The following is a 13,916-nucleotide window of genomic DNA, read 5'->3' on the forward strand; positions in this document are numbered from 1 at the left end:
GGCTTGGACTCAGCGCATTCCACCCTTTTCCGATGACGCATGCGTCTGACCGGGTGGGGTGCGTGGGGCCTCGCCGCGAGGACGTGAGTGTCGTGTTCGAACGATTCACCGACCGGGCCCGCCGAGTTGTCGTGCTGGCCCAGGAAGAAGCCCGTACGCTCAATCACCCCTGCATCGGCACCGAACATCTGCTGCTCGGCCTTCTCCGCGAGGGCGACGGCATCGCCGGTCAGGCCTTGCACGCCGTGGGAGTGACCGCGGAAACCGTCCGCGCGCAATTGGACACCGGTGATGCCGCGCCGGGGATGCACATTCCGTTCACGCCGCGCGCCAAGAAGGTGCTCGAACTGGCCCTGCGGGAGGCCCTGCAACTCGGCCACAACTACATCGGCACCGAACACATCCTCCTGGGCCTGCTCCGCGAGGACGAAGGCGCCGCGATGCGCGTGATCAAGGCAAACCCCGCAGACGTACGCGACGTCGTGCTCACCTTGCTCCGAGGGGCCCCCGAAAAAGCCCCCGAAACAGCGCCCGGGAATTCGACGCTGCTTGACCAGTTCGGAGTCAACCTGACTCAGCGAGCGCGCGAGGGAAAACTGGACCCGGTGATCGGCCGCGACCGTGAGATCGAACGCCTCATGATCGTGCTGTCCTGCCGTACGAAGAACAATCCCGTCCTGCTGGGCGAGCCGGGAGTCGGCAAAACGGCGGTCGTCGACGGCCTCAGCCGGCGTATCGTCCGCGGCGACGTCCCCGAGACGCTGCGCGGCAAGCAGGTCTACTCGCTCGACATGAGCTCGCTGGTGGCAGGTTCCCGCTATCGCGGCGACTTCGAGGAACGGCTCAAGAAGGTCGTCAAGGAGTGCCGGACCCGCGGCGACATCCTCCTGTTCATCGACGAGATCCACACCATCGTGGGCGCCGGCGCGGCCGAGGGCGCGATCGACGCGGCCAGCATCCTCAAACCCATGCTGGCCCGGGGCGAGCTGCAGACGATCGGCGCCACGACCACCACCGAATACCGTAAGTACTTCGAGAAGGATTCGGCGCTGGCCCGGCGCTTCCAGCCGGTGCGGGTCGACGAACCCACGTACGCGGAAGCCATCGAGGTCCTGAAAGGGCTGCGCGACAGTTACGAAGCGCACCACGGGGTCACGTACACGGATGCCTCGCTGACCGCGGCGGTGACCCTGGCCGACCGTTACGTCCCCGACCGGTTCCTGCCCGACAAGGCGATCGACCTCATCGACGAGGCCGGCGCGCGCGCCCGCATCGAGCAACTGACCGCGCCGGAACGCAACGCCAGGACCGTACGGTTGCGGCGGGCGAAAGAGGCCGCAATCGACGCGCAGGACTTCGAGCTGGCCGCACGGCTCCGCGACGACGAGAAAAGGGCCGCGGCCGAGAAGCTGGTCGAGGTCGACCAGGAACAGATCGCCGAGGTGCTGGCCACGTGGACCGGAATTCCGGTGCACAAACTGACCGAGGAGGAAACCACCCGGCTGCTGCACATGGAGGAGGAACTGCACCGCCGGGTCATCGGCCAGGATGAGGCTGTGGCCGCGGTGTCGCGCGCGATCCGGCGTACGCGGGCCGGTTTGAAGGATCCCCGGCGGCCCTCCGGCTCGTTCATTTTCGCCGGGCCGTCGGGAGTCGGGAAGACGTCGCTGGCCCGGGCGCTGGCGGAATTCCTGTTCGGCTCGGACGACGCCTTGCTGCAGTTCGACATGTCGGAGTTCCACGACCACTCCACGGTGTCCCGGCTCGTCGGCGCGCCACCCGGGTACGTCGGCTACGAAGAGGGCGGGCAACTGACCGAGAAGGTGCGCCGCAAGCCGTTCTCGGTGGTGCTGTTCGACGAGATCGAGAAGGCGCATGCCGACGTCTTCAACACGCTGCTGCAGATCCTCGAGGACGGCCGCCTCACCGACGGTCAGGGCCGGGTCGTCGACTTCAAGAACACCGTCATCATCATGACGACGAACCTGGGCACCCGGTCGTTCTCCGGCATCCCGCTCGGTTTCGGCGCGGCCGAACAGGCGCCGGGCCGGCAGGTTCGCGAGGCGCTGAAACAGCATTTCCGCCCCGAGTTCCTCAACCGCATCGACGACACGATCGTCTTCCCGCCGCTAGGGGAGCGGGAAATGCTCCAGATCGTCGACGTCATGATGGCCCGCGTCCAGGCCCAGCTGCGGAACAAGGACATCGTGCTCGAACTGACATCGGCGGCCCGCGAATATCTGGCCCGCAAAGGATTCGACCCGGCGATGGGCGCCCGCCCGCTGCGCCGAACGATTCAGCGCGAGATCGAGGACGCGCTGGCCGACCGGATCCTCTTCAACGAGCTACGCCCAGGGCAACAGACAGTAGTCGACGTCGATGACGATGGGTTGAGATTCGGCGAGCGCCTGCCGGTGTGACCCCGCGCCACGGCGTGTGACCGGGACCGCTGACGGGGCCGGGCCGCCGCTCGGCTCCGTTAACATCGGGGCATGTCACAGCGGGTCGCGCTGGCGCTGGGGTCGGGAGGCGCCCGGGGTTATGCGCACATCGGCGTGATCCAGGTGCTCGAGGAACGCGGCTTCGAGATCTGCTCGGTGGCCGGCACGTCGATGGGCGCCCTGGTCGGCGGTGTCTTCGCCGCGGGCCGGCTCAAGCCGTTCACCGAATGGGCGCTGGCCCTCAAACGGCCGGATGTGCTGCGCCTGATCGACCCCACCTGGTCCGGCGCCGGCGCGATGACGGCCGACCGGCTGATCAACCACCTGAACAACTTCCTCACCGACGTCGAGATCGAGAACCTGCCGATCCCGTACACCGCCGTCGCCACCGACCTCACCGCCCGCCGCGAGGTCTGGTTCCAGAAAGGCCAGCTGCGCTCGGCGATCCGCGCCTCCATCGCCATCCCCGGCGTGATCACCCCCGTCGTCGTCAACGGCCGCCTCCTCGCCGACGGCGGCCTGCTCAACCCGGTCCCCATCGAGCCCACCGCCGCCGCGGGCGCCGACCTGACAGTCGCGGTCTCGCTGCAGGCGCCGCGCCCGGCCCACGAGCCCGCCAGCCCCGTACGGGCCGCCGCCGCTCCCTCGTGGTCCCGCCTGCGCCAGGTGTTCGGCAGCCGCAGCGCCCGCGCCACCCCGGCCTCCCCGGTCCCCGACGACCTCCGCATCGGCGACGTGCTCGGCCTGTCCCTCGACGCGATGCAGGATTTGATCGCCCGCTACCGCATGGCCGGCCTTCCACCCGACATCCACATCACGGTCCCGGTCAGCGCCAGCGGCATCATGGACTTCCACAAAGCCGCCGAACTGACAGCTCTCGGCCGCGACCTGACCATCAAGGCCCTCGACAACGCGGGTTACTGAAGCCGACTTGATCGTGCGGGCGGCCCGCCTACGGGACAGGAAAGGTCATCGGGTCGTGGCGGCTGACGCTCAGGCGTACACCCACCGCGGCACCACGCCTCAAGAAGCTTCACGAAGCGAGGCGAGCAGATGCCGGACGGTAAGTGTTCTCGGGTGAACGGTGACCCGCTCCGTCCGAAGGTCTCACGCTTTCCATATTCCGAAGTCCTACGGTTCGCTGATGGCTATCGCCTTCGAGTTGTGGGGTCAGCGTGGGTACCCGCATGCCGATGTCGTTGGGGAATCGAACTACCGGCCGGCGATCCGCGCCGTTTTCGGCAACGACTTCAAACCGCACGGCTGCGAGACGAGCGCGCCGGCAACGCTGACTCCCGAGCCCGGCAACCCGCACGATCGTAATGCGGTCGGTGTGTGGATCCGGGGGAAACTCGTCGGCTATCTGCCGAGGGAAGAAGCGGCGCGGTATTCGCCGATCCTCACCGAGCTGACCTCCCGCGGCTGGGCGCCGCAGGTCAACGCCCGCGTCTGGGGTGAGGAGTGGGACGAATACGAGGGACGGCGTGCGACCTTCCGCGGATCGGTCCAGCTCGATCTGGCCGAGCCGCATCTGATCGTGCCGGCCAATCTGCCGCCGAGCGGTGAGCACCGGGAATTGCCACGCGGCAGCGCGATCCAGGTCACCGGCGAGGAGAAGCACCTGGCCGAGCTCACGCCGTACCTGCGGCCCGAGGGCGAGTGCTGGGTCCACGTCACGCTGCACGACATCGTCGAGCAGACCGCGCGTACGTCCAAAACCCTTGTGGAGGTGCGGCTCGACGGCGTACGGGTGGGCCAGCTGAGCCCGAAGATGAGCGGTGACCTGCTGCCCGCCATCCACCACCTGAGCGCCCAGGGCATCGTCACCGTCGCCCGGGCCATCGTGAAGGGCAACCGCATCAAGGCCGAGGTGGTGCTGTACGCCGCCCGCGCCCACGAGCTGCCCGACAGTTGGCTCGGCACACCCGCCACACCGGTCGTCATCCCGGGCACGGAACAACCTCACGAACACGGCCCCATCCCCGGGCCCCCGGCCGGCGTCCGCTTCGTCGTACCGCCCGGATGGCCTGCCCCGCCGGACGGCTGGACGCCGCCACCGGGATGGCGCCCCGACCCGGCGTGGGCACCCGCCCCGGCCGGCTGGCAGTGGTGGCAGATGGTCTGGGACTGAACGTGCAGCACACCTGCCGCGCAGAAATACTCGACGCCATCCGCGACATCCTGCGCCGCTCCGGCTATGACACCTTCACGCTCACCGACATCCTGACCGAGATGAGGCGACGCAACAGCCGGTACGCGGAAACGACCATTCGTACGCACGTCGCCTCCCACATGTGCGGCGACCTCGCGGAGCTCGAACGAGTCGATCGGGCCACCTATCGCCTGCGTGCCCCGCTCCACCGCAGCACCGGTCTCCCGCCTGTACCCGCTCTTGCGCCGGCGTGGCCGTGGGAGGGTGCCGTGCAGTCGGTCTTCGTGGAGTTGCTCGGCCATCACGGCTGGTCGATCGACTCGGTCGCTGACACCGCAACCAAGGCCCGCGGTGTCGACGTCCTCGCCTCGAGGCCCGGGCGTCGCCTCGGTGCCGAGGTCAAGGGCTGGCCTTCCGCCGGTTACGCCGACCCGAGACGCGCCGCCGAGGCCAAACGTACGCAGCCGTCGACGCAGGCGGGCCACTGGTTCAGCCAGGCCCTGTTCAAGGCGATGATGCTGCTCGACTCACATCTCGGCCGCGAAAGCCTGATGGTTCTGCCCGATTACTCGCGCTATCGGGACCTCACCGTGCGAACCCGTACGGGCCGCAGCCTCGCGGGCATCCACGTCGTGCTCCTCAACCCTGACGGCGCATTCGTCTCCGAGTTCTGGCGACCGTGAACTCTCTGCGTCAGCGCTCCCGCCACGACAGGGGCGAGAGCGTGGCGGCGGCCTCGGCGATCCGCCGGGCCGTTTCGGTGTGCAAGTCCTTCGTTGCTGAGTCGATCCAGCCTTCGGTTCGCTGTACGCCGGTCTCGCGGTATTCGACCGCTTGCAGAAGCATCTCCAGCTTGTCGGCGTCTTTCGCGCACCGCGCCTCGAGAGTCTCGCGAGCTTCGTACTCGTCGACGGCAGTTCGGACCACTGCACGGGAGCGCTCGGGGAGCAGTGCTGTCTGGTCGGCCGTGATCTGGCGTGGATCGGGCTTGGCCAGGTACACGGCGGCAGTGTGTGGGAGGTCGCCCGTACGGGTTTCCTGACTGTCGTGCCAGAGCGCCAGGAAAGCGGCTCGCGTGGGGTCGGCGCCTTCCTCCGCGGCGATGAGCGCGGCCAGCTGGGCGGCGCGCATGGTGTGCTCGGCAACCGACTCCGGATCGCGGACGCCCACATGCCACCAACCGGAACGGCGGATGCGCTTGAGCAGTCCCAGCTCGTAGCCGAACCCGGCGAGCGCCTCTGCGTCCTCGGACACGTGCAGTTCTCCCTACCTGTCGGCGATGCGGGCCGTGTACTGCAGTCCGGCGAGTTGTTCACGTCCCGTACGGGACAGACCCTCGGTCGAAGAGAGCCTATCGAGGACCTCGACGAATGCCGCACGACTGGCCTGGTGGCCGCTCAACAGAGATGGGCGTGAAGCAACTAATGCGTGCAGTGTCGACAGATTCAGGGGCAGATGGGACGAGCTGGGGTCGAGACGTTGCAGCAAGTGCTCGAAGAGGCGAACGCCGCTCCAGGCCCGAGTGTCGGCGTTGAACATGAAGGAATCGCTGGTCTGTTCGTCGTTGAGTTCGCCGATCCAGTACGCCCAGTAATTCAGGTTGGCGATCTGCGCGGATTCGCTCGTCATGTGACTGACGAAGTCGTGCAGGTGGGTGCCGTCGCCGGCGACTGCCAAGGCAACCGATGCGGATCGCGCCTCGAGTAGTTGCGTGATGCTGCCTTCGCGGGGTTGGCGGCGTCCGGCACGGTTCCACTCATCACGCAGCCAGGCGACCGTGTCGGGCCGACCGTCGAAACCCAGCAGATACACCGCCTGGCGGCGCAGCAATGCCTCGTCGCTGTGCCGGGCTCGCTCGCCGATGGTGAACAGGTGATCGAGGAATCGGCGTCGTTCCTCGGCGCTCAATCCGGGATGGCTCGGTGACGGACCCCGGCGAGGAACTCGGGACACAAACTCGACCAGGTGCCGGGGTGTGGTGCCGAGGATCGGCCAGAGGATCAGATTGGTGATCGTCCAGCGATGAACGCTTGCCGCGAGCGGATGGCTCTCCGGGCTGATCCAGCGGTCGCCCGCCACTACGCCGGTGGCCAGCACCAGGTCCGCCTCGACGGCCTCTCGGAGATGTCGGCCGGTCGACGCGGGAGCGCCCAGCCGGACCAGCCGCCCACAGATCCGAAGGAGCTCGCCGGCGCCGACGGCGGAGAGCGGTCGGCGCCCGGATTCCCATCCTTGGACCGTCGTGACGTCAACACGCAAAGTCTCCGCGAATTTCTCTTGGGTCAACGCGGCCGATTGCCGGGCAAGGCGCATTACGGAGCCCGCTATGAGGCCCGATGCGCGTGAACCCTGACCGCCGGTCAGGGTTGTCCGCCCTTTTGCCATCGAAGTCCTTCCAGCGCGTTCGCTACTGGTACTGAAGGTCCGTTCCTTGCCTGGATTCCGAATCGTACCGTCACCGAATCAGCTCTGTAACAGCCGCTGATTGCGTCATGGGCGGGAGGGGCAATAGTGGCGAACATGTACTACTCGATCTCAGCCGACCGGCTGTTGGCCGGGGCACAGACAATCCTCGACGCGCACGTCACGTCGAGCGCGACGGGCAGGTGCCTGGCCTGCGGTTCGCCCGGCCCGTGCTGGCGGCGGGAACGCGCCGTGGCGATCTTCTCGCGTAGCCTTCGTCTCCCGGCGCGTCAGCCCGGAGCCAGCCGTCCTGAATTGATCAATGCGCGTCGAGTGGATCGGCGGGCTTCGGCGGATGCCTGATTTGTCACAGCCGCATATGCCTCAGCGCCCCGTGTGGAACTGTCACGACTGCGGGCAACCGTGGCCGTGCAAGCCGAAGGTTCGTGACCTCAATGCGGAGTTCCGAGATAACCGGACCTCGCTTGTGGTCTATTTGGCGTCCTTTTTCGCGGAAGCCCAGGCGGACTTGGGTGATGACCGGCCGGTGGGCCTCTACTCCCGGTTCCTCATCGCACCCGTCGTTGCGGGGCGTGTTGATCGGTTCCTTCAGGAGCCGGAGCTCCCTTCCTTCTAGGGTGTTTCTCACGGTGGGGAGGGGGAGTGGGATGCGCGGCTGGGCTTGGGCTCCGGGGGTTGGGGTGGCTGCCACCTACCGGGCCAAATGGTTCCCGAAAGACCTGGTGGCGGGCATTGTGCTCACCACGCTGCTGGTGCCTCAGGGGATGGCCTACGCGGAACTCGCCGGGTTGCCGCCCATTACCGGGCTCTACACGTCGATTCTGTGTCTGCTGGCGTACGCCGTGTTCGGGCCCTCGCGGGTGCTCGTTCTGGGGCCTGACTCCGCCCTGGGGCCGATGATTGCGGCTGTTGTTGTGCCGATGGTGGTGGCGGGCGGGGATCCGGCCAAGGCCGTGGCGTTGGCGTCCGTTCTGGCGCTGCTGGTGGGGCTGTTCATGACCGTGGCGGCCGTGGCCAAGCTCGGGTTCGTGGCGGATCTGCTCTCGCATCCGACGCAGCTGGGGTATGTGAACGGGCTCGCGCTGACCATTTTCATCGGGCAGTTGCCGAAGTTGCTGGGCTTCTCGACCGAGGGGGAAGGGCTCTGGGCCGATCTCACCGGCTTCGTCAGTGGGCTGGACGAGACGGTGCCGGCCGCGCTGGCGATCGGGGGTGGAGGACTCGTCGTCATCCTCGTGTTGCAGAAGTTGGTGCCGAAAGTGCCCGCGATCCTGGTCGCGGTGGTGGGGGCAATTGCGGCGGTCACCCTGCTCGACCTGGATGTTGATGTCGTAGGGCCGTTGCCGCAGGGGTTCCCGCCGTTCACCGTTCCTACTGTCTCGCTGCACGAGTTGGGTCTTCTCGCGGCCGCGGCGGTGGGAATCTCGCTGGTTTCGGTCACCGACACCATTTCCACGGCGTCGGCATTTGCCGGGCGCACGGGGCAGGAGGTGCGCGGCAATCAGGAAATGGGCGGGATCGGGGCGGCCAACCTCGCCGCTGGGCTTTTTCAAGGGTTTCCGGTGAGCACGAGTGGTTCCCGTACGGCGGTGGCGTTCTCGGCGGGCGCAAAGACGCAGGTCACGGGGGTGGTGGGGGCCGTCGCCATCACGTTGCTGCTGGTGTTGGCGCCGGGGCTGCTCAAGGACCTGCCGCAGCCGATGCTGGCGGCTGTGGTGATCGCGGCGAGTGTGGGCCTGGCCGACGTCAAGGGCATGGTGCGGCTCTGGAGGCAGCGCCGCGTCGAGTTCGCGCTGGCCGTGGCGGCGTTCGCGGGTGTCGCCGTGCTGGGGGTGCTGCCGGGGATCGCCTGGGCGGTCGCGCTGAGCGTGCTCAACGTGTTCCGCCGCGCCTGGTGGCCCTACCGTACGGAGTTGGGCAAGCCGGCCGGGGTCGACGGATACCACGACCTGCAGCAGTACCCGGACGCCGCGCGCCAGGAGGGGCTGGTGATCTTCCGGTTCGACGCGCCGCTGATCTTTGCCAACGCGCGTACGTTCCGGGAGGAGGTGCGGCACCTGGTGACCGAAGGCACCCGCTGGATCGTGGTCGCTTCCGAGCCGATCACCGACGTCGACACCACCGCGGCCGACATGCTGGCAGACCTCGACGAGGAACTCAACGCCAAGGGGATCTCGCTGGTCTTCGCCGAGATGAAGAACCCCGTGAAGCGGAAAATCGACCGGTACGGGCTGACCCGCACCATCGATCCCGCGCACTTCTTCCCGACGTTGGATGATGCGGTGGCAGCCTTTCGAAGGAGTGACGCATGACGGCGGTCTACGAGATCGACACCTGGCCGTGGCTGGAGGGCCTGAGCCGCCGCTACGGGCGGACGGTGACGCTCGGTGACGTGCCGGGCGAGGTGTGGGACGAGCTCCAAGGGTTCGACGCCGTCTGGCTCATGGGTGTGTGGGAGCGCAGCCCGGCCGGTCTTGCCATCGCTCTCACGAACGAGGGTCTGCGGCGCGAGTTCCACCACGCCCTGCCCGATTTGTCCGACAAAGATGTGGTCGGTTCGCCCTATTGCGTTCGCCGATACGAGGTGGATCAGCATTTAGGTGGAAGAACCGGACTAGAAGAGGCGCGGCGGCAGCTGAGGAAGCGCAACAAGAAACTCATCCTCGACTATGTCCCCAACCACGTCGCCCCGGATCACCCCGCGATCACGGAACACCCCGACTGGTTCATCAACGGCACCCCCGACGACCTGGCGGACAACCCCACCCACTGGTTCAAGGCCGGCGACCACGTCATCGCCCACGGCCGCGACCCCTATTTCCCGCCCTGGCCCGACGTGGCCCAGCTCAACGCCTTCCACCCCGGCCTGCGCAAGGCCACCGTCGAAACCCTCAAGGCCATTGCCGAGCAGTGCGACGGCGTACGGGTCGACATGGCGATGCTGATGTTCAACGACATCTTCGCCCGTACGTGGGGCGAGCACGCCGGCCCGAAACCGGCGCGGGAATTCTGGCCCGAGGTGGTCCAGGCCCTCCCCGCCGATTTCCTGCTGATCGCCGAGGCCTATTGGGACACCGAATGGGCCTTGCAGCAGCAGGGCTTTCACCTCTGTTACGACAAGCGCCTCTACGACCGCCTGGCCCACGAGGACGCCGGCGCCGTCCGTTCCCACCTGCGGGCCGACCGCGCCTATCAGGACAGGCTGATCCGTTTCATCGAGAACCACGACGAGCCGCGCGCCGCCGCCGCTTTCGGCCCCCGGCACCGGGCCGCCGCCGTGGCCATCGCAACCCTGCCCGGCGCCACCCTCTGGCACGACGGCCAATTCGAGGGCCGCCGCGTGAAACTGCCCGTCTTCCTCGGCCGCTATCCCGACGAGCCGGTCGACGAGGACCTGCGCGCCTTCTACGGCAAGCTCGGGAAGGTCAGGATCAACACCGGCGAATGGCACCTGCTCGACACGCACGACGTGCTCGCCTGGACGTGGCGCGACGGCGACTCCCGCCACCTCGTCGTGGTCAACTTTGCCGGCAGCACGGCCCGGACCCGCGTACGGGTGCCGTGGTTCCCGGAGAAACCGCAGTGGCGCCTGACGGATCTGCTGGACGGCCGCGTCTTCGACCGCAGCGGCAACGAGGACCTGTACGTCGAGCTGCCGCCGTGGGGTTTCCACGTCCTCCAAGGGTGATCCGGCCGGTGAGGCGTCAGGCGCCTGACCGCCGCTTGTCCTCCTCGACGTCATCCGCCCCGATCGGCACGCCGTCGGAGTCGCGGGTGGCGTCGGTGAGGCGGCGGTCGTCCGGCCCCGCGCCGGAGGCCACGGCGTCCGCGTCGGCGTCGGCGGCGCCCACCGTCGGGCCGTCCGGGTTGGCGCCGGTCTCCTCACGCACCTTGTCGCCGAAGTCGCCGGTGAGCGCGGCGGCGATCGGCACGGCCTGCGGGCCCTGAGGGTTCGTCATGACGAGCTCCTTCGCGTACGACGGATGTGGACGGGACAGGGATACCCGCTGCCGCGCTGGGTAGTCGCGAACCATGACGAACACGCGTACGATCTCGGATCTGGTGGTGGAAAGGCTCACGGCCTGGGGCGTCGACCGGGTCTTCGGCTATTCCGGTGACGGGATCGACGGCGTGATGGGTGCGCTGCGCCGGGCCGGGAAACCCGCGTTCGTGCAGGCCCGGCACGAGGAGAACGCGGCCTTCATGGCGGTCGGGCACGCCAAGTACACCGGCGGCGCTGGGGTCTGCCTGTCGACGCAGGGGCCGGGCGCGGTGCACCTGCTCAACGGCCTCTACGACGCCAAACTGGACGGCAAACCGGTGGTGGCGATCGTCGGGCAGCAGGCGTCGACGGTGCTGGGCAGCTCGTACCAGCAGGAGATCGACCTGCAGCGGCTGTTCGGCGACGTCTGCGCGCAGTTCGTGCAGACCGCGCACGCCCCCGAGCAGCTGCCCATGCTGCTCGACCGGGCCTTCCGGACGGCGTTCGCCACCCGCAGCCCCACCTGCGTGATCCTGCCGCACGACTTGCAGACCGCCCCCGCGCCCGACCAGAGCACCCACGAGCACGGCGTGATGATGACGAGCCCTGGGCTGCGTCCGGCTCGCGTGGTGCCGTACGAGCAGGACCTGCGCGCGGCGGCCGAGGTGCTGTCGGCCGGCGCGCGGGTCGCCGTCATGGTGGGGCAGGGTGCGTACCGGGCGGCGGACGAGATCGTGGAGCTGGTCGAGCGGCTCGGGGCGGGTGTGACGGTGTCGCTGCTCGGCAAACCGGTGCTCGACGAGACGCTGCCCTTCCACACCGGAGTGATGGGCCACCTCGGCACCACGGCCAGCCGGCGGTTGATGGCCGAGTGCGACACGCTGCTGCTGGTCGGCACCAACGACCCGTGGACCGAGTTCTATCCGGCGCCGGGCCAGGCACGGGCGGTGCAGATCGACATCGACGGACGGCAATTGGGCATACGGTATCCGGTCGAGGTGCCGCTGATCGGGGACGCCGCCGAGACCGTGCGCGCGCTGACCGCCCTGGTCAAGCCGTCCGGCGACCGCGCGTGGCGGGAGCGGGTCGAGGGCTGGGTGCGGCGGTGGCACGAGATCGCTGAGGCGCGCGCCGACGCTCCGGCGGAACCCCTCAACCCCAATTTCGCCGTACGGGCCCTCACCGCTCGGCTGCCGCAGAACGCGCAGGTCGCCGTGGACGTCGGCTCGGTCGTCTACTGGTACGCCCGGCACCTGCGGCTGCCGCGGGGCGTGCCGGCTCATCTGTCGAGCACGCTCGCCTCGATGGGCTGCGGGATCCCGTACGGGCTGGCGGCGAAACTGGCGGCCCCTGAGCGCCCCGTGGTCGTGCTGAGCGGCGACGGCGCCATGCAGATGACGGGGCTGGCCGAGCTGGTCACCGTGGCCGCGCGGTGGAAGGACTGGGCCGACCCGCGGTTCGTGGTGTGCGTGCTGAACAACCGCGACCTGGCCGAGGTGAGCTGGGAGCAGCGCGAGATGGAGGGCGAACCCCGGTTCGTGACCTCGCAGGAGTTGCCCGACGTGCCGTACGACCGCTACGCCGACCTGCTCGGACTGCGCGGCCTGCGAGTGGAGTCCCCCGAGCAGATGACCGCGGCGTGGGAGACGGCGCTGGCCGCCGACCGCCCGGTGGTGATCGACGCGCGTACCGACCCGGCCGTGCCGCTGCTGCCGCCGGGCCGCACCACCGAGCAGGTCGAGGGCATGTACGCCGGGCTCGCCGCCGAGGATGGCCCGCTGGCCCGCCGAGCCGAGCAGCACCTGCGGCGCGAGCGCGCGGACGAGGGGTACACCGATTAGCCTCGCGGGATGACCGTGCTCGACAACCGGGCGCTCAACCGGGCCCTGCTCGCCCGTCAGCTGCTCGACCGGCGGCACACCATGCCCGCGTACGAAGCCGTCGAGCACCTGTGCGGTATGCAGGCGCAGGAGCCCCACGAGCCGTACTACGGTCTGTGGAGCCGGCTCGACGGTTTCCAGCCGGCCGAGCTGGTGGAGTTGCTCGAGTCGCGCCGGCTCGTGCGGACCTTGCTGATGCGGCGCACGATCCACCTCGTCACGGCGGATGACTGCCTGCGGTTGCGTGGCCTGCACCAGCCGATGCTCGAGGCGCGGATGCGAGGTGTCTACCGCCGCGAGTTCGAGGGCGTCGACCCGGCCGAGCTGGCCGCGGCCGGTGAGCCGGTCTTCGCCCGGACGCCGAGCATCCTGGCCGAGGTGGGCCGGGCCGTGGGGGAGCGGTGGCCGGGGGTGCCGCCGCGCGTGCTGGGCGACATGCTCAGCTCCCTCGTGCCGCTGGTGCAGGTCACACCGCGCGGCGTCTGGGGACGGAAGGCGCCGGCCCGCAACACCACCGTCGAGTCCTGGCTGGGCCGGCCGCACGATCCCGCGACGACGGCCGACGAACTGGTGCTGCGTTATCTGCGGGCGTTCGGCCCGGCGGCGTCGGCCGACATCCGGGCGTGGTCGGGGTTGAGCGGCCTGCGGGAGTCGCTGCAACGGCTCCGCCCGCGATTGCGCACCTTCCGCGACGTACGGGGGAGGGAGCTTTTCGATGTGATGGACGGTGAGCTGCCGGAGGCCGGGACGCCCGTGCCGCCGCGGTTTCTGCCCGCCTTCGACAACGTGGTGCTCGGCTTCGACGACCGCAGCCGGATCATCGACGACGCCCACCGTGGACTCAGCGTGGCGGGCGCGCGTTTCGTCCTGGTGGACGGGCGTGTCGCGGGGGTGTGGCAGCCGGCGGGCACAGACTTGCAGGTCACGCTGTTCGGGCCGGACGAGGCCGAGGCCGTCGAACACGAGGGCGATCGTCTGCGGGCGTGGCACGGTCTCGAAGGGCGTACGGTGGTGGAAATCCGCCGATAACGCCGGAG

10 protein-coding genes and 1 pseudogene are annotated in these 13,916 nt (G+C 68.7%); 8 read left to right on the forward strand and 3 right to left on the reverse strand.

Annotated features, from left to right (window positions below):
* Window positions 1-92: 92 nt before the first annotated feature.
* The 4 genes and pseudogenes from C8E87_RS29585 to C8E87_RS29600 form a co-directional block, all read left to right on the forward strand.
* Window positions 93-2,387, forward strand: a pseudogene (locus C8E87_RS29585) (ATP-dependent Clp protease ATP-binding subunit); the annotation flags it as partial.
* 105 nt (window positions 2,388-2,492) lie between these two features.
* Entirely contained in the window at window positions 2,493-3,365 is an 873-nt protein-coding gene (locus C8E87_RS29590; protein WP_133876113.1) for a patatin-like phospholipase family protein, read from the forward strand.
* A gap of 220 nt (window positions 3,366-3,585) precedes the next feature.
* Window positions 3,586-4,572 (forward strand): HIRAN domain-containing protein, encoded by a 987-nt coding sequence (locus C8E87_RS29595; RefSeq protein WP_133876114.1) that lies wholly within the window; start codon window positions 3,586-3,588, stop codon window positions 4,570-4,572.
* Window positions 4,573-4,574: 2 nt separating this feature from the next.
* The gene (locus tag C8E87_RS29600) at window positions 4,575-5,276 is read left to right on the forward strand and encodes a hypothetical protein (protein WP_133876115.1); all 702 of its coding nucleotides are present in this window, start codon (window positions 4,575-4,577) and stop codon (window positions 5,274-5,276) included.
* Window positions 5,277-5,286: 10 nt separating this feature from the next.
* On the opposite strand, the gene C8E87_RS29605 is transcribed toward C8E87_RS29600, so the two are convergent.
* The gene (locus tag C8E87_RS29605) at window positions 5,287-5,847 is read right to left on the reverse strand and encodes an HD domain-containing protein (protein ID WP_133876116.1); all 561 of its coding nucleotides are present in this window, start codon (window positions 5,845-5,847) and stop codon (window positions 5,287-5,289) included.
* A gap of 12 nt (window positions 5,848-5,859) precedes the next feature.
* Window positions 5,860-6,978 carry a helix-turn-helix domain-containing protein gene (locus tag C8E87_RS29610; RefSeq protein ID WP_133876117.1) on the reverse strand — a complete coding sequence of 373 codons (1,119 nt, stop codon included), beginning with the start codon at window positions 6,976-6,978 and terminating at the stop codon, window positions 5,860-5,862.
* A 611-nt stretch (window positions 6,979-7,589) separates the two neighbouring features.
* Between C8E87_RS29610 and C8E87_RS29620 the strand changes: the two genes are divergently transcribed.
* Entirely contained in the window at window positions 7,590-9,329 is a 1,740-nt protein-coding gene (locus C8E87_RS29620) for a SulP family inorganic anion transporter (RefSeq protein WP_239080591.1), read from the forward strand.
* Entirely contained in the window at window positions 9,326-10,705 is a 1,380-nt protein-coding gene (locus tag C8E87_RS29625; protein WP_133876119.1) for an alpha-amylase family glycosyl hydrolase, read from the forward strand. The genes C8E87_RS29620 and C8E87_RS29625 overlap by 4 nt, the downstream gene beginning before the upstream one ends.
* Before the next feature lie 16 nt (window positions 10,706-10,721).
* On the opposite strand, the gene C8E87_RS29630 is transcribed toward C8E87_RS29625, so the two are convergent.
* Window positions 10,722-10,976, reverse strand: coding sequence for a hypothetical protein (locus tag C8E87_RS29630; protein ID WP_133876120.1), 255 nt, complete (start codon window positions 10,974-10,976; stop codon window positions 10,722-10,724).
* Between the two features lie 73 nt (window positions 10,977-11,049).
* Between C8E87_RS29630 and C8E87_RS29635 the strand changes: the two genes are divergently transcribed.
* Entirely contained in the window at window positions 11,050-12,840 is a 1,791-nt protein-coding gene (locus C8E87_RS29635) for a thiamine pyrophosphate-requiring protein (RefSeq protein ID WP_133876121.1), read from the forward strand.
* Between the two features lie 9 nt (window positions 12,841-12,849).
* Entirely contained in the window at window positions 12,850-13,908 is a 1,059-nt protein-coding gene (locus C8E87_RS29640; protein WP_133876122.1) for a winged helix DNA-binding domain-containing protein, read from the forward strand.
* The last annotated feature ends 8 nt before the right edge of the window (window positions 13,909-13,916 follow it).

The sequence above is a fragment of the Paractinoplanes brasiliensis genome (assembly GCF_004362215.1).
Taxonomy (GTDB): Bacteria; Actinomycetota; Actinomycetes; order Mycobacteriales; family Micromonosporaceae; genus Actinoplanes; species Actinoplanes brasiliensis.